This window comes from Bradyrhizobium sp. ORS 375 (assembly GCF_000239775.1).
In the GTDB taxonomy this organism is placed as follows: domain Bacteria; phylum Pseudomonadota; class Alphaproteobacteria; order Rhizobiales; family Xanthobacteraceae; genus Bradyrhizobium.
On sequence record NZ_CAFI01000037.1, the window covers coordinates 1 to 24,251 of the forward strand.

Sequence of the window (24,251 nt, forward strand, 5' to 3'; positions counted from 1 at the left end):
CAGACCGCCAGCGATCAACCGCTCCGGCGCGCCGGCTTGCACGACCTTGTTGCAGGCTCGGCAGGCGTATTTGGGTCTGGTTGTGCGCACGACGCGAAGCTGCGCCGGGACCCAATCGAGCATCTCGCTGACGCTCTCACCAATCAGATGGAGAGCGCCGCCACAGCAGCTGCAGACCCGATCTTGCACCTCGAGCAGAACGTCTTCGCGTGGCAGATGATCGGGCAGCGGACGGCGTCGCGGCGAAGAGTTGGCTTCCGGTGTGACCTTCGGTTGCGCTTCTTCGACGCGGCGAATGTCGCTGTCGAGATCCTCCAGACCGAGTGCAAGCTGGTCGGGATCGATGCGCTCGGAGCTGCGGCCGAACTGCATCCGCTGCAGCCGTTTGATGATGGACTTGAGACGATCGATCTCGGTGTCGCGATGGTCGATTGCAGCAGCAATGTCGCGCACGAGGCGCTGCAGAAGCTCTGGATCGGAGGGGAGATTGGTGAGATCGAGCTGCATGTCCGATGGTACTCGAACACGCTGATTCGTAGAAGAATCGCAACTCAGTTCAGCACCTGTTTTTGCAGATCATCCTGCAATCGCCGGCTTCCATACGCGTTCTGGCGCGCGCCAGTCGATACCTTCGATCAGCATCGCGAGCTGCGCCGGCGTCAGCGTGATCGAGCCATCATAGCCCGCCATCACTGGCCACACGAAGCCGCCCTGATCGATGCGTTTCGTGAACAGACAAAGCCCGTTTCCGTCCCAGAACAGGACCTTCAGGATCGATGCCTTTCTGCCGCGGAAGGCAAACAGATGACCAGAGAACGGATCCTTCTTCAGCGTGTCCTGCACCAGCATTGCAAGGCCGTCCATGCCCTTGCGCATGTCGGTGTAGCCGAGCGCCAGGTGCACCTTCACGCCTGCAGGGACGAACATCATGGCGCTGCATCTCCGCTTTCAATCTGCGCCCGCACCGTATCCGGATCGCTGCCGGCGGGAGCGAAGACACGCCGTCCATCATGGAGGTCGACGGCCATCATGCCCTCCGGTGGACGCACGAGATCGCGCAGGGCGCGTGCGGCGGGCATGTCGTCGGGCAGCACAACACGGGCGAGCTTGGAGCGCTTCTTTTGCGCGATGCCGAACTGCGCGCGCCAGCGGAACAGCAGCCCGGTGACAATCCCATGCTTGCGCGCGACGGCAGAGACTTTGGCGCCTGGTAGTTCGGTTTCCCTGGCAATTGCGAGCTTCTCCTCGTCGCTGAAGAAGCGCCTGACCGGCACCTTGGGCGTGGCCGGATCGCCAATTTCGGCGGCTGTCAAGCGGCGTTCGGGCTGTGAGTTCCTAGCACTAGTGCTAACGGCGGGACGGGCGGAGGGATGAAGATGGGCGCGCCAGTCGATCGTGACCTCGCCGGCGGCCAGTCGGTCGCGCCATTTGCGCAGCGAATGCGGCGACAGCTGCATCGCCGCGGCGTAGGCGCGGAGCTCCATTCCGCTCCAGTTCAGCGCCTCGACATGCATCGCCCAGAACGCCTGAGACGCTCGATTGCGTACATCCGAGGTGATCGTAAACCTGCGCTGCTTCTGCTTTCGAAGCGCCTTTTCTCGCTCTTCCCGGGCGCGCTCGCGGCGCAATTCCGTCTGATATTTCTCGAGCTTAAGCGCAGTCTCGTTGCCGGCCCGCCGCTTCAGCCAACGCCGCAGAGTGTTCTCGGTCAGACGTTGTTGCTGGCAGTATTTGCCGATCCCGAGACCGCTGCGACGCCACGCTTCGATGTGCAGCGATCACCATTCGCGGCGCGCTCTGTTCTCGAAATGTTTGGATCCCACCGGAGATTCTCCACAGCAGCAGAGAACTCGAAATGGAACGACAACACACGAGGGGGAAGGTGTGCAGAGACCGGACGGTTACCCGGCCGATTAAAGCGGCAAGATAAAAGCGGCTCGCCGGTTGAACAGCAAGCCATTGACATGGCTTGCGTTCAACCGTGCCGTTCGGTCGGAGCGTGTGCTGCGCTTGCAGTTTCTCGAACTGAATCAAAGCCATCTGTGGCACCAATCGTAGTGCAGCGGGCTCAAGCGTAGAGTATCGAAAGTCTCTTGAATCCCTCGCTTGAAAAGACCAAGCGTGATCAGGACCTGTTTGCAACTCGTATTCTCGTGCGAGTTTCTCCGCCCTCTTGGAAGGCTCTTTGTTGTGCGAAGACAGTTCTCTGTTTCTTTGCGAGCGATCGAGCGCCAGCCGCCGTTCCGCTCAGCCACGATTCGAAAATCGTTCGAACGCTGTCAGGCGCTGCAGCCGGGGTTCGACGTCGCAGAGATAGACCTCCTCTCTGAGAAAGGCGATCTCGGCTTCGATGGCGGATTGCTGGATGTCGATATACCAGGACTTCGGCCGGCCATCGGTGCCGTCGGCCCACCGGTACCCGCGCTTCTTCAGGGTATCCTTGAGGCCGAAGGGAGACTGCTCCGCCCACACTCTCATGATCGGCTTGCGCGCCGTCTGGAGCAGGGCAGCCAATGCCGGGGCCCCCGTCGTCGGCAGGACGAAATCCAGGACCTCGAGCAGAGCGTGGCAGTCGTCAACGGCGCGATGGGCCTGGTGGAAGAATCCGGCGCCGTGCAGAAGATATCCCAGCTGCGCGCCGGCGAAACCGTGTGAGCGCCAGTCGACCTCGGTCGCGCTGCAGCCCCAGGCCTTACGTTCGAAAATCGGCCAGTAGCGCTCGGCGAACCGACGGTCGAAGGCCGCGTTGTGGGCGATGACGATGGCCGCGCCCGCGACGAACGCCGATACCGCGTCCGGATCGATACGCTGTCCGGCGACCATCTCGTCGGTGATGCCGGTGAGCGCCGTCACCTCGGCGGAGATGGGGCGGCTGGGTTCGTGGAAGGCGGAGAAGACGCTCCTGACGCCGACGATGCGACCTTCCCGGGTGTAGTCGAATGACAGCATGCCGAGTTCGATGATCTCGTCCCGGGAGTGGTCGAGGCCGGTGGTCTCGGTGTCCAGCAGGACGGCCGTCCTGACCTCCTCTCCGATGGCGGCAGGGGAGGAGGCTCGGGGAACAAGCCTGCGCAGCACCCGGTAATCGGGCGATTGCGCGAGGGCATCTGCCATGGCCGCCAAGCCGGCAGCCTCGTCAAAATGGTGTCGGTGGATTCGCGGCGCGGCAGTCATGACGCGCCACCATACCCAAGCAAATGACCGCCAGGTATCGGAGAGTCAGGCGATTCACGGCCATTTTCGGCCCACCTGCCGACGCAAGGGCTGTGCGAAGAGGATCGCCTGATCTGCCGATTTTGATCGCCGCCATGTCGGAACCCGGCGCTGTCATTCGTCTTGAATCTGGACCATTGAAACCGGAGTTCCGCGTACATGGCCCCCCGCGCCAATTGGAAAGGCTTCCTGCGCCTGTCGCTCGTCACCTGCCCGGTGGCCCTCTACCCGGCCACGTCCGAGTCCGAGAAGATCAGCTTCAACCAGCTAAACCGGACGACGGGTCACCGGATCAAGTACGTCAAGGTCGATGCCGACACCGGTGAGGAGGTCCCCAACGAGGACATCGTCAAGGGCTATGAGCTCGAGAAGGGCCAGTACATCGAGGTCTCGAAGGAAGAGCTCGAGGAGATCGCCCTGGAGTCCACGCGCACGATCGAGATCGACGAGTTCGTCGACAAGACCGACATCGACCCGCGCTACCTGATCCGCCCCTACTATCTGCGCCCGGATGGCAAGGTCGGCCATGACGCCTTCGCGGTGATCCGTGAGACCATCCGTGAGATGAACAAGGTCGCGATTGGCCGGATCGTGCTCACGAACCGCGAGCACATCATCGCGCTGGAGCCGATGGACAAGGGCCTGGTCGGCACTCTGCTGCGATACCCTTATGAGGTGCGGTCGGAGCAGGAGTATTTCGAAGAGATTCAGGACGTGAAGATCACGAAGGACATGCTCGACCTCGCCCGGCACATCGTGAACCAGAAGGCCGGGACGTTCACGCCGAAGAAGTTCGAGGACCACTATGAAACCGCGCTGGTTGACCTGATCAACCAGAAGCGTGCGGGCAAGACGATCCGCCCGAAGGACCGGCCGAAGGGGGAGAACGTGGTCGATCTGATGGAGGCGCTGCGCCGCTCGGTCGGGCAGCAAGCGCAGCCTTCGGAGGCGGCCAAGCCCGCGAAGAAGTCGAAGAAAGCTGCTGCCGGCCAGAAGGAGATGTTGATGCCGATCGCCGGCAAGAAGGCTGCCGCCAAGGAGACACCGGCGAAAAAGCCAGCCTCCGGCCGCCAGCGGAAATCCGCTTGAAGCATCCCGTAACTCCGGACGGGCGCTACTTCGTGGTCCGAGGGCGCCTTTGGCGAATGGCCGATCCGAGGCTTGGAGAGACCGAGCGCTCCGTCCTGACCAAGCAGCTGATGTCTGCCAGGCGCGCCGTTCGAGCCGCCAAGGAGGCGGAGGATCCGGAAGCCGAAGCCGCGGCGCACCGCGCTGTGGACCAGGCTAAGAGAGCGCTCGGGGAGCGGGGGCCGGTCTGGTGGACGGACGGCTCGCCCGATCTGAACCGACACATGGCGAAGAACACGCCCTACGCCACATGGTACGCTGAAGTTTCCCTGTCGCGCAGGTAAACTCCCGTGCCGCGTAAACTGAAGACCTATCAGACCTCGCTCGGATTCTACGATCTCGCGATCGCCGCGCCGTCCATGAAGGCGGCATTGGAGGCGTGGGGCGCCGGCAAGGGCGGGCCAAGCGGTACGTCAACTCATCGATGCGCCGCCGAAAGCAGGTAATAACACTTTCCTGATCACCCACAAGACGAACATAGCCGATGCTTTCGGCAAGGAGGCCGCGGACGTTCAAGAAGGCGAGGCTTTCATCTACAAGCCCGGCGGCTCTGGACCAGCCGCTTTCGCAGGACGCATTAAGGTCGCGGATTGGATTGGCGAAGTTGGCAAGTGACAGAATTTCCAGTGTGCGACGTAGGCGGTGCGCAACTTGCTGCTGGGCTACGGTCCCGAATGCGACAAAATACCGGGACACGTGACGACGTCAGAACGCCGATCATTACTGGTTTAGCTTGGCGTCATCACGCTCGCATTCGGCTGGCTCGTCCGTCGGTGCTGGCGGAGATATCCACTCGGGTGGTTGCAAGAGACAATTGAATACGAGCCGTTCCGGCTAACCATCCGGTGAGCGTCACCGCTGCAAAGGTGCTTTTGATCGCTTGCCGAAGTGAGCCGGTCAGTCGGCGTACGTGCTGCCATTGAGCGCTTCTGAAGCGAATTCAAAGGATCATTCGGCACGGATCGTAGTGTGCGGAGCCGCAGTGAAGTTTCGGATCGACTTCCGGGTCGAGCGACCGCCCGTCCTCCAAGTCCCAAGTGGAAGAGCATGCTTGCCGTCGCCGTAGTTGGATGACGTCCAAATCGGGTGATCGAGAAAAAAACCACAGAAAGATCCAATCAGTTCCGAACACGGTCCCTTAGCGTGGCGAGCGCACAGCAGGGCTTGCATGCGGCAGTTCACCTGGAGGGGACATGGACCGATTGTCAGGGAAGATCGCGCTCGTCACCGGCGGAACCAGCGGCATAGGATTGGCCACCGCAAAGCTGTTTGCGGAGGAAGGCGCATTTGTCTTCATTTCTGGGAGACGGCCTGCAGAACTCGAGGCGGCCGTCGCCGCGATCGGGCCGAGCGCGAGGGGAATTCAAGGCGACATTGCCAATCTTGGCGATCTCGATCGACTGTTCGAGGAGATCAAGCGAAGCAAAGGGCGGCTGGATGTTCTGTTCGCGAATGCCGGCCTCGGCGAATTCGCTCCTCTTGGGTCGATCACGGAGGCCCATTTCGACAAGACCTTCGACGTCAACGTCCGTGGGACCCTGTTCACCGTACAGAAGGCGCTGCCGCTCATGGGCGAAGGTTCCTCGATCGTGCTGAATGCGTCGATCGCCGCCATCAAAGGCATTCCCGCATTCAGTGTCTACGCGGCGACGAAGGCCGCTGTCAGGTCGTTCGCCCGCGGCTGGAGCGTCGATCTGAGAGATCGAAAGATCCGGGTGAACGTCGTGAGCCCTGGCACGGTACCGACGCCTGCCTACGACAAATTCGGCATGACGGACGACCAGATGGCCGAGTTTCTGAAGGGCCACAACGACGTGGCGCCGATCGGGCGGGTTGGACGGCCGATCGAGATCGCGGAGGCGGTCCTCTTCCTGGCGTCCGACAGAAGCTCCTTCGTCAACGGCGCCGAACTGTTCGTCGACGGCGGCGCCGCCCAGGTCTGATCGTCTTCACCAGATTCGAGATCGTCGCAGCGGAATACTTCACGGAGACGACTTTCGTTTGAGACACGTCGCCCGGTCCAGGACCAGGCGCAGCGGGTCTCGACCCGCTCCGGAATAAGAAAGGACGATGGTATGTCGGAGCGAAGCGTAAGCGAAGTCGCCTGGAATCGAAGAAGAGTCCTCGTGGCCGCGACGACGGGCGTCGTTGGCAGCGCGGTCGCGGGATCTGCGTCGGCAGAATCGCTTGCGGACGTGCCTGCTCGCGAACCGGGTGCCGATTTGGGCGCGCTCAGTGCGCGGTCGAAATACGTGCAGATCGGGCGCATCCCGGAGGCGGGACCAGGGCGCCGCAACGTCAATCCCGCCGACGCCATCAACTCGAAAGCTCCGTTGCAGAAGCTCGTCGGCGCAATCACGCCGTCGGACCTGCATTACGAGCGAAGTCATGCTGGCGCTCCCGACCTTGACCCGTCCAAGCACAGGCTGCTCGTGCACGGCATGGTTCGCAAACAACTGGTCTTGTCCGTCGAGGATTTGAAGGCAATGCCGGCGGTCTCCCGCATCGCCTTCCTCGAGTGCACTGGCAACGGATGGGAAAACTGGAAGAAGGCCGACGGTGATCTGACCGTTCAGAACACGCATGGGCTGGTCAGCACCAGCGAATGGACCGGCGTGCCACTGAGGTTCATTCTTGGTCTTGTGGAGAAGGAGACGGCTGCCACCTGGATGCTCGCCGAGGGTGGAGACGCAGCCGCCGTGGCTCGCAGCATTCCGCTCACCCAGGAGATCGTCGATGAGGCGATCATCGCCTATGGGCAGAACGGGGAACCGATCAGACCCGCGCACGGCTTTCCGATCCGACTGATCCTCCCCGGGATGGAGGGCAATCTGAACATTAAATGGCTACGTCGCCTGAAATTTGGCGACCAGCCATGGATGACCCGGTGGGAGACGGCACGTTACACGCAGCTTCTCGCGAATGGGAAGGCCAGGCAATTCCAACTGCGAATGGAAACCAACTCAGTCATTACGCAGCCCTCCGGCACCATGCAGATTCGGCCGGGATACAATCGCATCTCGGGACTGGCCTGGAGCGGCCACGGCAAGATCGCCAGGGTGGAGATCAGCACCGACGGCGCGAAGAGCTGGCAGGAAGCTCAATTGAACCTTCCGGCTCTGCCCAAGGCTCAGACGCGCTTCCAGATGGATTGGAACTGGGACGGCAAGCCGACGAAAATCGTCAGCCGCTCAATCGACGACAAGGGCAACGTGCAGCCCGATCGGGACTCCTTCATCGCCAAGATGGGGACGAACGCCCTGTTTCATTACAACGCCCAGCAGACCTGGAGCATCGACCAAGCGGGAAGGGTTCAAAATGTCCTGTCGTAGAATGATGCTGCTGTCGAGCGCCATGGTGTTCGTGCTTGTCTCTTCCGCAGTGGCGGCCGAATTCGGCCGCCTTGCGACCCCGGACGAAATCGCGCTGTGGGACATCGACGTTCGGCCCGACGGCAAAGGTCTGCCGCAAGGAGTTGGCACGGTGGCCAGAGGCAAGGATGTTTTCGCTGAAAACTGCGCGGCATGCCATGGCGAAAACGGCGTTGGCGGCACCAAGGATCGGCTCGCCGGCGGGCAAGGGACGCTGGCGTCGGCCATGCCCGTGAAGACGGTGGGAAGCTTCTGGCCGTACGCCACGACGCTGTTCGACTACATCCACCGGGCCATGCCCTATCAGGCGCCTGGATCGCTCGGCGTCGACGATACCTACGCGGTTGCCGCCTACATTCTCAGCCTGAACGGGATCCTGCCTCCAGACGGCAGGCTCGACAACCACTCGCTGCCTGACATTCGGATGCCCAACCGTGACGGCTTCATCCCGGAACAGGAATTCAGCAAGGGCAGCAAATAGGTTCTCCATGACGAGCGCCGTAGATCCGCGATTTCGCCGCTTGCGACGCCTGTTGCTCGCAGCAAACATTGTCTCATTTTACGTCTGCTTCTCAGGAGTAAATGCCATGGCTGCAGAAGGATTGATCAGTCTGCAGATCCACCACCAGCCCAAGGAGACCATGGAACGGGTCGAGTCCGCCGTGTCCAGGCGAGGTCTGACGATTTTTGCGCGCATCGATCACGCCGCCGGTGCGGCCCAGGTCGATCAGTCTCTGCGCCCGACCGAACTTCTGATCTTCGGGAACGCGAAGGGCGGAACACCGGTGATGAAGGCGGCCCAGACCGCCGGCATCGATCTGCCTTTGAAGGCCCTGGTTTGGCAGGATGCAAACGGCGTCACATGGCTATCGTATAATGATCCGGCCTGGATCGCCGCCCGGCACGCCGCGGGGCCTGACGCCAAGGCGGCTATCGACGCGATGACGAAGCTGCTCCAGGGCATTGCTGCCGAGGTCGCGTCGGAGAAATAGCGGAGGCGTTTGCGCCGCGGACGTCCTCTGTCGCTCGAGACACGCTCGGTGCGTCTAGAGGTGGGACAGGTATAGCACCAGTGCTATCCCCATCACACTGAGGAGTCCGCCCAGCACGATGTCCATGCGCGAGCCAGGAATCTGGCGTTCCTCTTCGCTGTCGATCATGGCCGCGCTACGCAGAAAGCGAATGGTTGCGAGGACAAACAGCAGCGTTGCCATGGCGATCGTTGAGAGTCCCACGATATTTGCGAGCTGGCGAGCAGGCCCGCGCGGAGCGGCGGCATCCGTGGCCAGGCCGGCGGCACTCAGCATCAGATCGAATCTCTCGATCAAGAACCCGAACGCCATGACAGCGATGGACGTCCTTATCCAAGCCAGGAACGTGCGCTCGTTCGCGGCATGATCCCGAAAGTTGCGTATCATTGGCTTTCGCCGTTTGTCTCGACGGGCGACTGAGCAGCGGACTGTCCCTCCGTCGTGATGAATACCGCAGGCTCGTCATAGCCGCTGCGGCTGCTGTAGAATACTAGGCCCATCAGCCCGAACCCTACGACCAACGAGAAGACCACACCCAGAGCCATCGAGACGTAGCCTGCGGTCGGCTCCTCGGCGCCGCTTCCGAGTGTCCAACCGAGGTAGGCGACGAAGCCTGATGCTGCCAGAAGCGCGATCAAGACCACGATAATGGTCCAGGATCCCAGGCCAAGCCGATTACTTGCCGTCGAGGTCCCCGCGGTAGTCAACGTGTCCTTTTCGGGGTCGCTCATCTTGATGCTCCCTGTGACGGATTCATCCGGCTCAGGAGCTCATGCGTGCTCCTGAGCCGATGATTTGTCACTAACCGTTATCCAAGCCTGTGTCGGCTCGCGCGAAGTCCCTGCGACACTCAGTTGCTGGCCGTCGGCCTAGACACCCTCATAGACCAGCTTGGTGAAAAAGGCCGGCGTGATGACGAACTGGCCCCACTTGCCGTCGAAGGCCGCCGTCGGCTTGGCAGCGACGACCGCTTCGAGCGTCGTCTCCTGCTTCTTCAGCTTCGCGACGTTGTCGCGGATGGCGACGAGCATGTCGCGATATTGTTTTAGCTCAGCGCGATTGCTGACCGGGAAACCATGTCCCGGGATCACGATCGTCTTTTCACTGGCCTTCGCCAGATTCGCGTCCGCTGCGCGGATCATCCCATCGATGCTTCCCCCGGTGGAGTAGTCGATGAACGGGTAGACTCCGTTCCAGAAGGTGTCCGCTGCATGCAGAATATCCGCTTCCATGAAGTGCACGGATATGTCGCTGTCGGTGTGAGCAGGCCCATAGTACTGCAATTCGATCGTGGACCGGTTCACCGTCAGCTGTTTCCTCCCGGAAAAGACCTCGGTGGGAATGGCGCTAGGAGCCAAGGCCGGAAAATTGAAGTCCCAGTCCTCGACGCGCTGCATGGTCTTCAAGTGTTTTCGTGTGTTCTCGTGGGCCGTAATGGTCGCGCCTTGGGCATGAACCCACTCGTTGCCGTCAGCGTGGTCGAAATGCCAATGCGTGTTGACGAGATGCCGTATGGGCTCGGCTCCAAGGCTGGCCAGCGCGTCCAGCATTCTCGGCTTCGACGCCGTAATTCCGGCGTCGATCATAACCTTGCCGTCCGGCCCGCTGAGCACGCCGATGTTGCCGCCCGATCCCTCGAGGACACTGACGCCGCCACGCAGCTTGTGGACCTTGATGGCCGCCGTAGCCGCGTCGGCGCGCATCATGTCCACGATGCTTTTGGCTTCGGCATACGCGGCCCGAGGAGTTAGCCACCCTCCACCTGAAGCAAGCGTAGCCGATGCTACGCAACACAGACAAAAGTGCCGTCTTGTCAATTGTGACACCTGGCTCATCTGGGCCTCCAATGATCAGCAGGGTTAGGACGGATATCTGGGGCGAACTCGATGGCCGGTACTTGAATGAAACTCCTTGGCTTTGTACGTTTCGCTCGCTCACAGACGAAAACCATGCAAAAATGCCCGCGCAGCGCGCGGCAAGGGAGGTTCGTCCCGTTCGGGCAATACGCGAGCGATCGCTTGCAAGATGCCGCGGGTCATATGAGTAAGATCGACCTGTGATCGTCTGTGTCGTTGGTTTTGACAAGCAGATTTCTCAAAAATGGCCGTTGGTGCCTTAGCGGGATATGCCGAATGATTCCTCAGGACTCCTCGCAGGGGGATGAAGTGTCGTTCGGCTCGTTTTCACTCCGGGTGAGAGAGCGAGTCTTAAGAAAAGGTACGACGCCGGTTCATCTGCCGCCGCGTGCGCTGGATATTCTCGTTGTGCTCCTGCAGCAGGCGGGCAGCGTCGTCGACAAGAATGATCTGATAGCACGCGTCTGGCCGGACGTGACCATCGATGCTGGCAGCCTGCGATTCCATATCGGCGTGTTGCGCAAGGTCCTGGGCGATGGAGAAGCCGGCGCCAGATTTGTCGCAACGGTGCCGGGTAAAGGGTACAGTTTCGTCTGTCCTGTATCCTATCGAATGATCGAAGAGGCAGACGATCGCAGTCGGGCTGACGAGTCGAAATATGGCCTGCCACCGCGTCTCAGCCGGATGATCGGTCGCGACGAAGTGGTCGAAAAGATCTGCGGGATGCTCCTAGAGCATCGCTTCGTCACCATTGTTGGACCAGGCGGGATCGGTAAGACGACGGTGGCTATAGCTGCCGCGCATCAGAGGAGCCGGCAGGCCGTCGGCGCCGTGGCCTTCTTCGACTTGGGGCCCCTGAACGATGCCATGCTTGTGCCAACGGCCGTGGCGTCGACGCTGGGTCTCATGGTTCAATCCGACGATCCAACGCCGGCAATCATCAGCTTTATCCGCGACAAAAGCATGTTGCTGATACTCGATAGCTGCGAGCACGTCATCGCCTCGGCGGCGGCACTTGCCGAGCACGTCTTTCGGCACGCACCGAACGTGCGAATTCTCGCGACGAGTCGCGAGGCGCTGAGGGTGGAGGGAGAACATGTCTTCCAACTGCCCTCGTTGGAGAACCCGCCCCTTTATGCGCAGACAGTCTCGGACGTGCTTGGGTTTCCGGCGGCGCAATTGTTCCTGGACCGCGTTCTCGCGAGCGGGTCATCATTTGAACTGAACGATGCGGATGCTCCGATCGTTGGAGAAATCTGCCGGCGATTGGATGGAATAGCACTGGCGATTGAAATCGCTGCAAGCCGCGTGATCGCCTTCGGGGTCAAAGGCACGGCTGCTCTGCTCGATGACCGGTTTAGGCTGCTGGGCCAGGGGCGGCGCACTGCTCTGCAGCGTCACCAGACGCTGACAGCTGCGCTGGATTGGAGTTACGGTCTGCTCTCCGATAACGAATCGCTTGTGCTTAGGAGGTCATCTGTTTTTGTCGGATTCTTCTCCATGCGAGCCGCTGTTGCCGTGGTCGGGCCGGATGATCTCAGCGAGGAACTCGCGTTCGAGGCCCTCGCAAGCCTCGTCGACAAGTCTCTGATAGCGGTCGCTTCAGGGACATCGGAGACGCGCTATCGTCTGCTCGACACCACTCGCGCATATGCTTTGTCGAAGCTCATCGATTGTGACGACGAGAACGGCGTCTTTCGACGACATGCCATGTTTTATTTGAGGTGGGCAGAACAGCACGAAAATGTTCGGCTGACCGAGGATAGTCTTGACGGGGCCTCCAGTTACTACCCTCACCTTGGCAACATACGTGCGGCATTGGAGTGGAGCTTCCTTCAGACCGACAAGTCGGTAGCTGTTGCACTGACGTCTGCCGCCGCTCCGCTGCTTCTTGAGGCGTCGTTGGTCACAGAATGTCGCCGCTGGACGGAGCTGGCGATCCTCAATCTGGATGAGTCGAGCCGGGGGACGTCTCGAGAGGTGGCCCTGCAGGCGGCCCTCGGCCTCTCGCTCATGTTTTCTCAGGGCAATAGCGAGGAGGCCAGGACATCACTCGAAAGGGGACTTGAAGTTGCCGAGAGCTTGGGCGATCTGCCAAGTCAATTGCAACTGATCGGTCGCCTGCATCTGTTTCACTACAGAACTGGAGGTTTTCGCGAGGCTCTCAATTTCGCCGAACGCAGCGAGTCAGTTGCACTGAAGATGGACGACCCCGGGGCGTTAGCGGCTGCAAGCTCCCTTCTGGGTGTCTCGCATCATCTAATGGAGGATCTTGAGAAGGCGCGCGGGTACCTGGAATCGGCTGTCGGGCATATCCCCGCCTCAAAGCATGTCGACTCGCTCCGTCTTGGTCTTGACTATCGAAACCGCGCTGGAATCTGTCTGGCGCGCACGCTCTGGCTTCTTGGATACGCTGACCGGGCGACCGAATTGGCTCGGCAAGTCTCGATAGAGGCCGGCAAGTTAAATCATCCTCTGACGCTCTGCATCGCACTTATTTGGGCTGTTTCAGTCTATCTCTGGAACGGGGATTGGGAGAGCGCAGAGCAGAGCATAGAGCGACTGGTCGATCACGCGCGCAACCGCGCAATAGTCGCCTATGAGGCGGCGGGAATTGGCGTACGAGGCTATCTCGCCGTCATGCGAGGTGACCATCAAGCGGGGCTGCCGATGCTGAGATACGCCCTCGTCGAGACGCGAGCGCATCGTTATGAACTGATGACGACGGCCTTCAAGAGTGCGTTGGCGGAAGGACTGTTGATGGCCGGGCAAGCGAGAGAAGCGCTTGACGCGGCGGACGACGCCCTTGCTACGGTGGCTCGAAACGGAGACATGTTCAATGCCGCCGAGCTTCTTCGCATCAAAGGTCACGTGCTCTTGGCCGAAACGGTGAAAGACATGCCCAGGGCGGAGGAGCTCTTCATTCAATCCCTCGAAGCCGCGAAGGCATGCGGAGCCCGTGCGTGGGAATTACGAACGGCGACGAGCCTGGCCAGCCTGTGGCGCTCGCAGGGAGGATTCAGGGCTTCCGTGGAACTGTTGGAGGACGTCTTGAAAAGCCGCACCGAAGGCTTCGACTGCCCTGATGTCATCAACGCTAGGAAATTGCTCAGTGATTGCGCCAGGCGCGCTGCTGCAGGTTGACGGGAACCGGGGCGCTCGGCCGTCCCGAAAGAGACCTCTCACATAATCTAACACCCGTCTTCGAGCATTCTAACAGGCCTCTCGGATGTTCTAACCCCCGGACTTGCTCAGGGACTGTACCTTGCAAGCGCCGAGCGACCACACGAGAGTGTCCAAATATGCAGGAGTTCAAGAATCCCCAGAGGGGTGAGCTTGCCAGTTTTCAAGCTGGCGACTGCACTTACAGCGACCGCTTTGGCATCGCTGCATCAAGCGGACCTGAGCGCGCATCCAGATCGCTGTCCCCATCGATTCGGGGAGCCTGATGTGAGCGTCCTCGATCAGACCGCCGCCGCAAGTTCAGGTTGGCCGGCGCACGCGTTTGAATCGGCCAGGATGCGCCGCACGCCTGCGACTCGTGCAGGCGCCGTAATAGCCCAGACGTCCTTGGCCCGCGTTGACCTCTTCAGACAACTGGTCGTTCCGGCCGGCGAGGACGAGGTGGTGATCTCACACATTTCAAGACGCCTGGCCGGACACGGCGTTACCGAATCGCAAGCCAGGAAAGCTGGCTTTGCGGTCTGCGTCCACCTGGACGAGCTTGCGTCATACGACTTGTGGAGCGAGGAGAGGCCCTGCGCCAGTCCTTCGCTCCCAGCCGGCACAGTCCACATCAGCGACATGCGGCACACCTGGCGGGCAGATATTCAGAGTTCGTTCCAGGTCGTCAATTTCTATCTACCGCAGTCGGCTCTCGACGAGATCGCAGATGGCCAGGGCTTGCGGGTTACGGGCGGGCTCCATTGTCCCATCGCAGAAAGGAAAGCGGACTCTGTCGTGACCAGCGTTGCGATGGCGCTCCTGCCAGCGCTGATCCGCCCCGAAGAGGCGAGCAAGCTCTTCCTGGACCACGCGTGGCGCGCGCTGACGGCACATTTGCTCAATACTTATGGGTCACCTGATGCGCGCCTTCCAGTCGCCCGGGGCGGCCTTGCCCCATGGCAAGAGCGTCGGGCCAAGGAAATGTTGCTCGCAGCCTTGAATGGCAACGTGGCGTTGGCGGATCTCGCGCAAGCGTGTCGCCTGTCATGCAGTCACTTCAGTCAAGCATTTCGACGAACGGTCGGCTGTCCGCCGCATCAATGGCTGCTATCTCAACGGATCGAACGATCGAAGGAGTTGATGCTCAACAGCGATCAACCGCTCAGCGAAGTTGCGCTAAACGCCGGGTTTGCCGATCAGAGCCATTTCACGCGCGTATTCTCTCGTATCGTCAGGATAAGTCCCGCTGCCTGGAAGCGCGCGCAGCAAAGGTAAGTGCGTCATCCTTGGCGCAAAGGAATTCTTTCGTCACAAAGAGCAGAGAATAGGAAAAGAAGCGGTCGCTCGTTCGCTCAATAATGAATCCGTTGTACGGCAACTCGGACAGCGGCGGACAGAACTCAACAGGAGTGGGTGCAAATGAGCACGATCACGACGAAGGACGGTACGACGATCTACTACAACGATTGGGGCTCGGGCCGGCCGATCGTGTTCAGTCACGGGTGGCCGCTGAGCGCGGACGCCTTCGAAGACCAGATGTTCTTCCTCGCTTCGCGTGGCTATCGGTGCATTGCCCTCGACCGGCGGGGACATGGCCGTTCGAGCCAGCCTTGGCAGGGCAACGACCTCAGCACATATGCTGACGATTTGGCGACGCTCGTCGAGAAGCTGGATCTGAAGCATGTGATCCATGTCGGGCATTCCACCGGTGGCGGCGAAGTGACCCGATACATCGGGCGGCACGGGACGGGCCGGGTGGCGAAGGCCGTTCTGATTGGCGCCATTCCGCCGCTGATGCTCAAGACCGAAGCGAACCCCGGTGGCCTGCCGATCGCCGTGTTCGACGAGCTCCGCGCAAACGTCGCCGCCGACCGCTCGAAGTTCTTTCACGATCTGAGCCTGCCATTCTACGGCTACAACCGTTCCGGAGCGAAGATCTCGGAGGGAGTCCGGGAGTCTTTCTGGCTGCAGGGCATGATGGCCGGCTTCCCGGCGTCCTACTTCTGCATCAAGGCGTTCTCGGAAACGGACTTGACGGAGGACCTGAAGCGGTTCGACGTGCCCACTCTCGTCCTGCACGGGGACGACGACCAGATTGTCCCGATCGGCGCCTCGGCCCTGCTGTCGTCCAAGATCATCAAGGACGCGAAGCTCGTCGTCTACGAGGGCGCACCCCATGGAATGTGCACAACCCTCAAAGATCGCGTCAACGCCGAGCTGCTCTCGTTCATTCAGGGCTAGCTGCTGATGCGCCGGCGCCCGACGGGCGCCGGTCAGTCGTCAGTTCAGTGAACAGGAATAGCGACGATGTCACTGCGGGAGAAGTCATGATGACAAAGAACTCGGAATGGTCACGGACGAGGCGCGATGTTCTCGGCGGCGCGGCCGCATTGACCGCCGCCTCGCTGCTGAACGTGAAAGCGTCCGCGGCCGATGACGGCCGCAAGTCTCAACCGTCTCCAGGCATCATGGGCCGTACCCGGTCAGGCCGCTTCAAGACCAAAGACGGTACCGAGATCTATTTCAACGATTGGGGCGCCGGTCCTGCGATCGTTTTCAGCCACGGCTGGCCACTCAGTGCTGACGCCTTTGAAGACCAGATGTTCTTCTTGGCGTCTCGCGGATACCGCTGCATCGCGCACGATCGTCGGGGACACGGCAGGTCCAGTCAGCCGTGGCGCGGCAACGATATGGACACATATGCCGACGACTTGGCCGAGTTGATGCACGAGCTGGACGTGCGGAAAGCGGTGATCATCGGGCACTCCTCCGGTGGTGGCGAAGTTGCACGCTACATCGGCCGCCATGGTACGGAGCGGTTGCGCAAGGCGGTACTCATCAGTGCGATTCCGCCCGTCATGTTGCGATCCGATACCAATCCAGCTGGAACTCCGTTGATGGCATTCGATGACGTCCGCGCCAAGGTGAGCGCGGATCGTTCCCAGTTCTTCAAGGACGTCAGCCTGCCGTTCTATGGCTACAACAGACCAGGCGCCGTAGTGTCGGAGGGCGTTCGATCGTCTTTCTGGCTGCAGGGAATGATGGCTGGATTTCCAGCCGCATACTTTTCCATCGCGGCATTCTCAGAGACCGATTTCACCGCCGATCTGAAAAAGTTCGACATCCCGACGCTCGTTCTTCATGGCGAGTTCGACCAGATGGTGCCGATCTCGGATTCGGCCTTGCTGTCGTCGAAGATCATTCCCGATGCACGTCTCATCGTTGTCGAAGGAGCCCCGCACGGGCTCTGCACGACGCACAAGGATCGCGTCAATGCGGAGCTCCTCGCCTTCATTGGGTAGTTGGAAGATCGGCGGAACGACGATGGGACATGCGATGAATAGGGCAGCAAGGCTCGTTAGTTTGGTTGCGGCGGCTGCGTGCCCCGTCGTCCTGCCCTCCAGCCCGGCCCCCGGGGAGCTTGCGCTGTCGCCGATCTTTGGCGTTGGAATTCCGCCCGATTACCGGCAATGGGAGTTGGTCGGGGTGGCGCACGAAACCGGGTTGGACGAGCTTCGGGGCATTGTCGGTAACGCGACGGCGATCGAGGCCTATCGGGCCGGAACGCTGCCGTTTCCGGAGGGGTCGATCCTGGTCAAGCTGGCGTGGAAGCACGTTCAGTCGACGGAGTTCGAGCCTGCGTTCGTTCCCGGACCTGCCACAACAGTCCAGGTCATGGTCAAGGACTCGAAGCGATATCGCTCGACCGGTGGCTGGGGCTTCGGACGCTTCATCGATGGCCGGCCGGTCGATGAGGCTCAACATCAAACCTGCTTTGGCTGCCACGCCGTGGGGGTCAAAGACCACGACTTCGTCTTCACGCGACTTGCGCCTTGAGACTCGATCGCCCCTTAGGGCGTCGCCGGCGTTCTCGGAATGATCCTGAGCTATCCAGATTTTCGTCCAGTTCGTTGGTGTGACGAGCATCAATTTCGGGCCCGTTGAGCTCACCTCAAGCGTTGCGCGCATCATCCGAACAGCTCGCCGTCGCACGGACGGTAAGAATAGACAACCGGAAAGAGTCGCAGGCAAGAGTAGATCGGTCATCGCGGGTAGTCTCTCCGGCATCGCCTGCAAGTGCAAATGGCGCGACAGACGCGCTGTCCGTCGGCGGTCGTACAGGCGCAACACCCCATAGGAGCAGACATGACCAGACTGGCACGCTATCTGAAGATCGCGGCACTCGCCGCGAGCGTAGCGGCGCTTTCGCCGATCCCGACGACGGTGTCCGGACCGGCGCAGGCCGCGGAGAATACCCCGATTCCGGTTACCCACTATCGGACGGCAAAGATCGACGATATCGACATCTTCTATCGCGAAGCCGGGCCTGCGGATGCTCCGGTCATCTTGCTTCTTCACGGATTTCCAACGTCGTCACACATGTTCCGCAACCTGATCCCTCAGCTGGCGTCCCGCTATCGTGTGATCGCACCGGACTATCCGGGCTTCGGCCAGAGCGCGGCTCCCGACCACAAGACGTTCGCCTATACATTCGCTCACTTCGCCGATCTGATGGACGCTCTGCTGGGCAAACTCGAGGTGAAGCGCTACGCGATGTACGTGATGGACTATGGCGCCCCGGTCGGCTACCGGCTGGCGCTGAAGCATCCGGAACGGGTCAGCGCGCTGATCATCCAGAACGGCAATGCCTACGAGGAGGGGCTCAAGAAGTTCTGGGATCCGATCAAGGCCTATTGGGCCGACGGATCACCGGCTCACCGCAAAGCGCTTGAAGTCCTGATGAAGCCGGAGACCACGAAATTCCAGTACACCGACGGAATGAGCGACGTCAGCCGGATCGATCCGGACAATATACTGCACGACCAGACCTTGCTGGATCGACCGGGCAACATGGATATCCAACTCGACCTGTTCCTTGACTACGGGTCGAACGTTCCGCTCTATCCGCAATTCCAGGCGTACTTCCGGGAGCGCAAGCCGCCCACCTTGATCGTCTGGGGGAAGAACGACTTCATCTTCCCGGCAGATGGCGCGGGTCCGTATCTACGTGACCTGCCAGATGCCGAGCTGCATCTGATCGATAGCGGCCACTTCGCACTCGAGGACAAGGCCGACGAAATAGTTCCGTTGATCCGCAGCTTCCTCGAACGGAAACTGCCGGCGTCCTGACGAAGGCATGTGTGTCAGTCCATCGGAGGCGCAGCGCCAAGTCGGGACTGCGCCTGCTGATGCCGACGTAGGCGGCCGTTCGGCGCGCTGGATCAATTCAAATGACGCAAGGAAGCCCAACATGGACGACTCTTTCGACACGGAGGTCAGGGCCGCCGGCAGCGTGCCGCGGGTTACGCGCAGTGCCGCAACGGCCCGCGATGTTCGCGGTCCGTCGGCTCTGCTTGGCTTCGATGATGAACCGCCTCCCAGGCTGATCGTGGATCCACCGCTTGCCGAACCTCTCGCAGCGGGAAAGGTATTCATCCAATATAGAACCGAGAATATGCGTGTGCTGCCTGTTTTCGGCACCGGGGCCTTGGACGTGTCGCCGAGGGTCGGACACGTGCACATCACGGTGGACGACGCGACCTGGCACTTCATCGACGCATCCGGTGAAACAGTTGTCGTCGTAGGGCTCGCGCCCGGCCCGCACCGGATCCTGTTCGAATTGGCCGACCCGACCCACCGCGTGATCGACAGTCAAACGGTGCGGTTCACCGTACCGGGGTGAGATCGCCCAAGGCATCGGACGACCTTGCTCCCTTTAAGCGTGAATTCAAGATGGTGGCGGCAGGTCGATCCAGGAACGCGTCGATGCGATGACTTTGAAACGCACCCGCCTGCCTATTGCATGCAGCGTCGAGATCAGCCCTTGTCGGGGGCGCCGTTCGGAGGCGAAGCAGCGATTCGGCAGACGGTCGCTAGTTGTAGAGCCGGCACAGCGCCTTGATGGCCTCTCTTTGCTCGTCGATTTTCTTCTGAATCGCCTCGCGCAGTTCTTTGGATCGCAGTCTGTTGCTATCGCGCTCGACGTCATCGAGTGCCGACAGGGCGTCGGCCAGGATCTTCATCGTCATCTCGATACCAGGCCATTCGCCTCGGATTCCGAACGACAGCTGTTCGGCTGACGCCGCACTTTCCGGCAATGGAGAGATTGCGCCTTGACGTAGCTCAAGTATTCCGCGCCGGCCTTGAGAAACTGATGCGAATGTTCGCGGGCGGCGACCATTGTGGCATCACCCGGCCAGGCATGGACCAGCATCATGGGCAGCCGAACCGTATGGTTGCTCTCCGGCCCCGACGCTAGTCCTCGCTCGAAACGGCCGTCGAGTTGGCCCGAATGTGCCGAAATTGCTGCGGCCTGCTGCGCGATGTCCGTCGAAGCGATTTCCTCAAAGCGTGACCGCCGCGACTGACATCACCGATCCGGAAGACCGTTCTATGCATGAGCGCTCTTGCGCGCACAGGTGACGCCCATGCCCCCGGCCGGCCACCGATCGATCGTTACAACACAGTTGGGAGCCGCCGCGGACCATCGGCCGGACCTGCGAGCCGTCAGCAGGAAACGCAGACCGGACCCGGAGATCACCGTCCCGGAATTGAGAGCCGCATGGCCGGGCCGCGGCCACTACAGATCGAGCACGATGTCCCCCTTGGGATGGGCGCAGCAGATCAGCACGTTCCCCTCCGTCGGTGCATCAACGGGAGCCGGCTGATAGCCGAGCGCCCCGGCCACCAGTCCGGTCTCGCAGGTGTGGCACACGCCGGCTCGACATGACCACCGCACAGGCACGTCACAGGCCTCCGCGAGCTCCAGCAACGTCCTGAAGCGGGGGTCCCAGTGAACATCGAGACCGCTCCGGGCGAACGACACCATGGGACCGGTGCCGGCCGGTCCTGCCGGCAGGTGCGGCGCGTTGCGCGGCGATGCTGCAATGCCCGGTGAAATCGACGAGCCGGCGCCGAACAGCTCGGTGTGAATGCGCTCCGGCGATACGCCGAGTGCCGCGAGGCCTGCCGTCAAGTCGCGCATGAAGGTCGACGGACCGCAGATGTAGAAGTCGCCGTCCCGGGGAATGCCGATCTCGGCGAGGGCCTGCGTGGTCAGCCGTCCTTCGGCGTCGAAATCCGATTTGAGGCGATCCCCGGTTTCGGGCGCGCTGTAGCAGATATAACTGTGATGATGCGCAAGCGTCGCGAGCAACTCCCGGCTCTCGGCAGCAAACGCATGCTCGCGGCCGTTTCGAGTTCCGTGCAACCACCAGACGTCTCGTGTCGAAGCTTCGGCCGACAGCGCGTGGAGCATAGCCAGCACCGGCGTCACACCAATTCCGGCACTGAGGAGAACGACGGGCGCGTCACCCGGGCGCAGCGTGAAACTTCCGCGCGCTGCGCTTGCCTGCACGAGGTCGCCGGCACGGAGGTGCTTGTCGATGTAGGTGCCGGCCGCACCGTGCGGCTCTCGCTTGACGCTGACGCGATAGAATGCGGCGCTCGGCTGTCCCGACAGCGAATAGCTGCGCGAGAGTGCGGTCTCGGGCGACGTTCCGAGGCGCAATACCACGAACTGTCCCGGAAGGGCGGTGGCGACAGGCCGACCATCTGCGGGCGCGAGCAGCAGCGAGGTCACGTTGTCGCTTTCGTACACTTTGCGGTCCACGCGGAAGGACCGAAACCCCGACCAGGCCGGGGATGGGCCGGATGCCGGACCCAGCCCGGCGTTTCCCGATGCTGGACCACGCTCGTCCTCCTGGAGGAGCAATGCCTCGAAGGAACGGCGCCAGCCGATGCTCAGCGCCGGAATGCGCAGCGCGCGCTGCAATTCGTCGCGGGGGTGGCCGGGCAGATAAAGCAGCGCATCGATCTCGGATACGCTCATGCGCTCGGGCCCCGAAGCAATCAGTGCGATCTCGTCACCGGCTTCGACGTTCCCTTCCTCCAGAACACGAAGGTAGAAGCCGGGCCTGCCGTGCTTCACCAGCAGTGCGGCCATGTCCGGCTCGTTCATGCGGATGCCGACCCGGTAACACGTCACCCGAGGCTGCGTCACCTCGAACAGAGCGCTTCCGATCCGGTAGCGGTCTCCAATGCACACCTCAGCGTCCGGCAAGCCATCGATAGTGAGGTTCTCTCCGAACTGTCCGTAAGTGAAGTCGGCGCGACCCAGCTGCTCCTGCCAGTATTGGTAGGACTCATGCTGATACACCAGCACGGCCCGGTGCTCGCCGCCGTGGCCCGCCAGGTCTCCCTGTCCATCGCCATCGATGTTGAGGCGGCGGACCTTGCGCGGTCCGCTCACCGGCGCCTTCCAAATGCCGGTGTGGACCGTCTTGCCTTGCCAGGGGATGTCGCGTGGCAAGCCGACATTCACCGAAAGCACGCGTCCCATGAGCTTCTCTCCGGAGTCAATTACGTTCATCCGAACAACAGCGGCGGACCGAACTGGATCAGCGCCAGGAGAATAGTGACGGCCAGTATCGCAATCACGATCGTTCTGCGCATGGCTTCGCCTGTCCCTTTTGCTCGCGCACCAACCTTTTGCGCCGGTTACACACCGGCGGCGACGTCGATGATCGCATCGGCAAAGGCCTTGGGAGCCTCCTGCGGCAGGTTATGGCCGATGCCGCCCTTGACGGTGCGGTGCGCGTATTTCCCCGAGAACATCTTCGCATAGGCGGACGGCTCGGGATGAGGCGCGCCGTTGGCGTCGCCTTCCATGGTGATCGTGGGCACGCCGATCACGGGGGCTTGCGCCAGCCGCCGCTCGTGGTCATCGTATTTCGCTTCGCCCTCGACGAGGCCGAGGCGCCAACGATAATTGTGGATCACGATCGCGACGTGATCCGGATTGTCCAAGGCTGCTGCGCTGCGCTCGAAGGTCGCATCATCGAAGTGCCACTGCGGTGAGGCCAGCTGCCAGATCAGCTTCGAGAACTCGCGCCGGTACCTGTCATAGCCGTCGCGGCCGCGTTCGGTCGCGAAATAGAACTGATACCACCACTGAAGTTCCGCCTTCGGTGGCAACGGCATCTTCCCGGCTTGCTGGCTGCCGATGAGATAACCGCTGACTGAGACCATGGCCTTGCAGCGCTCGGGCCACAGCGCCGCCATGATGTTGGCAGTTCGCGCGCCCCAGTCGAAGCCGGCGACCGTCGCCTTGTCGATCTTGAGAGCATCCATCAGGGCGATGATGTCGGTCGCGATGGCCGACGGCTGTCCGTTCCGGAGGGTCGCCTCGGATAGGAAACGCGTCGTGCCGTAGCCCCGCAAATAGGGCACGATCACGCGATAACCGGCCGAGGCAAGGATGGGCGCGACATCAACGAAGCTGTAAATATCATAGGGCCAACCGTGCAGGAGAATGACGGGCGGTCCATCGGCCGGGCCAGCCTCGGCGTAGCCGATGTCGAGAAGACCGGCGTTGATCTGCTTCAGCGATGCAAATGATGTATTGCTTCCCGGCTTGACGGTTATACCGGCTTTGGCGGACTCACCGGTCCCGGCAGTGACGGTCGTGCTGAGCGAAAGCTGTGCCGCCGCGAGCGTCATGAGTGCGCTGCCAAAGAAGCGACGTCGACCGTGATCGAGTTTGTCAGACATGGCATTCTCCTGTCTTCGTTGTTTCGCGCAAGTCCTGGAGAAGGAGACGTCACTCCTTGTGGCCATCCATCCGCCCAAAAATCGCGGACCCTTGCAGCGCGGCTTGCACCAAGTTTGCACCGAAGCCGGGCCGTTGGCTCGTTATGTCCTGTTAGACGTTGAGAGCAGGCCTCCTGAGCTCGTGTCTCGCGGCCGCTATTCGAACGACGCGTCGAAGATCTCGACGTCGATCAGGACTGGCTTGGCGTTTACGGTTCCATCGGGTTGACGCGGCTGCGAGCGACGAAGGGTCGGCACCACGACGCCTCCGAAGCTCTCATGGGCCCAGGAGTAGTGGGCGACCTTCATGCCGAAAAGGTCGTGATCTGTCCGGCGCTGCAGGGCATTCTCGTCGAAGTAAAAGATCTGCTCGCCCGCGAAGGTGATGAGATTGGGCGGCAGTTGTGCGCGCAGGCGCCGCCAGGTCTCGACGCCTTCGTTCCACGATGGCAGTTCCTCGACAACAACGTCGGGACGGGCGAGAAGAAAGGGCGTGGTCAGATAGCTCCAAATCGTGACGCCGCAGAAGAAGATGAGATGCAGTTCGTCTGCGAGAACCTGCGGGCCGGTGTCAAATACGAGCTCGGGGGCGCACCAGGTCCGCAAGACCTCGCCATCGACGGTTTCGATCGTGATCGCGTCCGGCTGGAACGAGCCGGATCGCTCACCGCCGGTGATCCCGGTGAAACGGACCGATTGTGTTCGTGTCGATCCCTCCGCAATGACATCCTTGAATTCGCGGGCATGTCCTGCGCTCGAGAACAGCGTCCCTGCAGCGGAAAGATGCAGTGTGAACCGGCTCAGGCTGTTCCAGCGTGCGATGCCGCCATTCGCGTCGATTACATCGTCAAGAAGAGCCATGTCTTGTCGTATCCACCTGCGAGCGGATTCACCAT

General features: G+C 61.4%; 24 protein-coding genes and 2 pseudogenes. 14 read left to right on the forward strand and 12 right to left on the reverse strand.

What is annotated here, in order from left to right:
* The 5 genes and pseudogenes from BRAO375_RS03160 to BRAO375_RS03175 form a co-directional block, all read right to left on the reverse strand.
* A partial coding sequence (locus BRAO375_RS03160; RefSeq protein WP_035638703.1) for an IS66 family transposase zinc-finger binding domain-containing protein occupies nt 1-507 on the reverse strand: 507 nt, incomplete at its 3' end.
* Between the two features lie 69 nt (nt 508-576).
* Nucleotides 577-903 (reverse strand): IS66 family insertion sequence element accessory protein TnpB, encoded by a 327-nt coding sequence (gene tnpB / locus BRAO375_RS03165; RefSeq protein ID WP_349545283.1) that lies wholly within the window; start codon nt 901-903, stop codon nt 577-579.
* 23 nt (nt 904-926) lie between these two features.
* Nucleotides 927-1,628: an IS66-like element accessory protein TnpA gene (gene tnpA / locus BRAO375_RS35610; protein WP_083842425.1), complete on the reverse strand. Its 702-nt coding sequence runs from the start codon at nt 1,626-1,628 to the stop codon at nt 927-929.
* Between the two features lie 81 nt (nt 1,629-1,709).
* Nucleotides 1,710-1,775: pseudogene (locus tag BRAO375_RS38995) on the reverse strand (hypothetical protein); the annotation flags it as partial.
* A gap of 472 nt (nt 1,776-2,247) precedes the next feature.
* Nucleotides 2,248-3,174 carry a 3'-5' exonuclease gene (locus BRAO375_RS03175; protein WP_009026006.1) on the reverse strand — a complete coding sequence of 309 codons (927 nt, stop codon included), beginning with the start codon at nt 3,172-3,174 and terminating at the stop codon, nt 2,248-2,250.
* 198 nt (nt 3,175-3,372) lie between these two features.
* On the opposite strand from BRAO375_RS03175, the gene ku reads away from it, so the two are divergent.
* The 7 genes and pseudogenes from ku to BRAO375_RS03205 all read left to right on the forward strand — a co-directional run bounded on the left by ku (nt 3,373) and on the right by BRAO375_RS03205 (nt 8,704).
* On the forward strand, nt 3,373-4,302 hold the full coding sequence (ku, locus tag BRAO375_RS03180) for a non-homologous end joining protein Ku (protein ID WP_009026007.1): 930 nt from the start codon (nt 3,373-3,375) through the stop codon (nt 4,300-4,302).
* Nucleotides 4,299-4,625, forward strand: coding sequence for a hypothetical protein (locus BRAO375_RS38490; protein ID WP_035638708.1), 327 nt, complete (start codon nt 4,299-4,301; stop codon nt 4,623-4,625). The genes ku and BRAO375_RS38490 overlap by 4 nt, the downstream gene beginning before the upstream one ends.
* Before the next feature lie 6 nt (nt 4,626-4,631).
* Nucleotides 4,632-4,730, forward strand: a pseudogene (locus BRAO375_RS38495) (cell envelope biogenesis protein TolA); the annotation flags it as partial.
* Between the two features lie 804 nt (nt 4,731-5,534).
* A complete protein-coding gene (locus BRAO375_RS03190) occupies nt 5,535-6,284 on the forward strand; it encodes an SDR family oxidoreductase (RefSeq protein ID WP_009026010.1) in 750 nt (249 codons plus the stop codon).
* A 183-nt stretch (nt 6,285-6,467) separates the two neighbouring features.
* The gene (gene soxC / locus BRAO375_RS03195; RefSeq protein WP_009026011.1) at nt 6,468-7,673 is read left to right on the forward strand and encodes a sulfite dehydrogenase; all 1,206 of its coding nucleotides are present in this window, start codon (nt 6,468-6,470) and stop codon (nt 7,671-7,673) included.
* 1 nt (nt 7,674) lies between these two features.
* Nucleotides 7,675-8,193, forward strand: coding sequence for a c-type cytochrome (locus BRAO375_RS03200; RefSeq protein ID WP_009026012.1), 519 nt, complete (start codon nt 7,675-7,677; stop codon nt 8,191-8,193).
* A 106-nt stretch (nt 8,194-8,299) separates the two neighbouring features.
* On the forward strand, nt 8,300-8,704 hold the full coding sequence (locus BRAO375_RS03205) for a DUF302 domain-containing protein (protein ID WP_009026013.1): 405 nt from the start codon (nt 8,300-8,302) through the stop codon (nt 8,702-8,704).
* A 54-nt stretch (nt 8,705-8,758) separates the two neighbouring features.
* On the opposite strand, the gene BRAO375_RS03210 is transcribed toward BRAO375_RS03205, so the two are convergent.
* The 3 genes from BRAO375_RS03210 to BRAO375_RS03220 form a co-directional block, all read right to left on the reverse strand.
* Nucleotides 8,759-9,130 (reverse strand): YidH family protein, encoded by a 372-nt coding sequence (locus tag BRAO375_RS03210; protein WP_009026014.1) that lies wholly within the window; start codon nt 9,128-9,130, stop codon nt 8,759-8,761.
* Nucleotides 9,127-9,474, reverse strand: coding sequence for a hypothetical protein (locus tag BRAO375_RS03215; RefSeq protein WP_009026015.1), 348 nt, complete (start codon nt 9,472-9,474; stop codon nt 9,127-9,129). The genes BRAO375_RS03210 and BRAO375_RS03215 overlap by 4 nt, the downstream gene beginning before the upstream one ends.
* Nucleotides 9,475-9,612: 138 nt before the next feature.
* Nucleotides 9,613-10,578 carry an MBL fold metallo-hydrolase gene (locus tag BRAO375_RS03220; protein ID WP_035638714.1) on the reverse strand — a complete coding sequence of 322 codons (966 nt, stop codon included), beginning with the start codon at nt 10,576-10,578 and terminating at the stop codon, nt 9,613-9,615.
* 297 nt (nt 10,579-10,875) lie between these two features.
* Between BRAO375_RS03220 and BRAO375_RS03225 the strand changes: the two genes are divergently transcribed.
* From BRAO375_RS03225 to BRAO375_RS03255, 7 genes are all read left to right on the forward strand, one after another.
* Nucleotides 10,876-13,743, forward strand: a complete 2,868-nt coding sequence (locus tag BRAO375_RS03225; protein WP_009026017.1) for an ATP-binding protein — start codon at nt 10,876-10,878, stop codon at nt 13,741-13,743.
* A 306-nt stretch (nt 13,744-14,049) separates the two neighbouring features.
* Nucleotides 14,050-15,039: a helix-turn-helix domain-containing protein gene (locus tag BRAO375_RS03230; RefSeq protein WP_139031293.1), complete on the forward strand. Its 990-nt coding sequence runs from the start codon at nt 14,050-14,052 to the stop codon at nt 15,037-15,039.
* Between the two features lie 144 nt (nt 15,040-15,183).
* A complete protein-coding gene (locus tag BRAO375_RS03235) occupies nt 15,184-16,005 on the forward strand; it encodes an alpha/beta fold hydrolase (protein WP_009026020.1) in 822 nt (273 codons plus the stop codon).
* An 86-nt stretch (nt 16,006-16,091) separates the two neighbouring features.
* Nucleotides 16,092-17,066 (forward strand): alpha/beta fold hydrolase, encoded by a 975-nt coding sequence (locus BRAO375_RS03240; RefSeq protein ID WP_009026022.1) that lies wholly within the window; start codon nt 16,092-16,094, stop codon nt 17,064-17,066.
* 22 nt (nt 17,067-17,088) lie between these two features.
* A complete protein-coding gene (locus BRAO375_RS03245) occupies nt 17,089-17,601 on the forward strand; it encodes a cytochrome P460 family protein (protein WP_035638717.1) in 513 nt (170 codons plus the stop codon).
* A 309-nt stretch (nt 17,602-17,910) separates the two neighbouring features.
* A complete protein-coding gene (locus BRAO375_RS03250; RefSeq protein ID WP_009026024.1) occupies nt 17,911-18,894 on the forward strand; it encodes an alpha/beta fold hydrolase in 984 nt (327 codons plus the stop codon).
* Between the two features lie 121 nt (nt 18,895-19,015).
* Complete coding sequence (locus BRAO375_RS03255) at nt 19,016-19,447, forward strand: DUF6130 family protein (protein WP_009026025.1); 432 nt, start codon at nt 19,016-19,018, stop codon at nt 19,445-19,447.
* 190 nt (nt 19,448-19,637) lie between these two features.
* Here BRAO375_RS03255 and BRAO375_RS37855 read toward each other — a convergent pair whose 3' ends face one another.
* The 4 genes from BRAO375_RS37855 to BRAO375_RS03275 all read right to left on the reverse strand — a co-directional run bounded on the left by BRAO375_RS37855 (nt 19,638) and on the right by BRAO375_RS03275 (nt 24,216).
* Entirely contained in the window at nt 19,638-19,787 is a 150-nt protein-coding gene (locus BRAO375_RS37855; protein ID WP_009026026.1) for a hypothetical protein, read from the reverse strand.
* A gap of 557 nt (nt 19,788-20,344) precedes the next feature.
* A complete protein-coding gene (locus BRAO375_RS03265) occupies nt 20,345-22,105 on the reverse strand; it encodes an MOSC and FAD-binding oxidoreductase domain-containing protein (RefSeq protein ID WP_009026028.1) in 1,761 nt (586 codons plus the stop codon).
* A gap of 158 nt (nt 22,106-22,263) precedes the next feature.
* Nucleotides 22,264-23,316: an alpha/beta fold hydrolase gene (locus tag BRAO375_RS03270; protein ID WP_009026029.1), complete on the reverse strand. Its 1,053-nt coding sequence runs from the start codon at nt 23,314-23,316 to the stop codon at nt 22,264-22,266.
* Between the two features lie 195 nt (nt 23,317-23,511).
* Nucleotides 23,512-24,216: a hypothetical protein gene (locus tag BRAO375_RS03275; RefSeq protein WP_009026030.1), complete on the reverse strand. Its 705-nt coding sequence runs from the start codon at nt 24,214-24,216 to the stop codon at nt 23,512-23,514.
* Nucleotides 24,217-24,251: the final 35 nt, after the last annotated feature.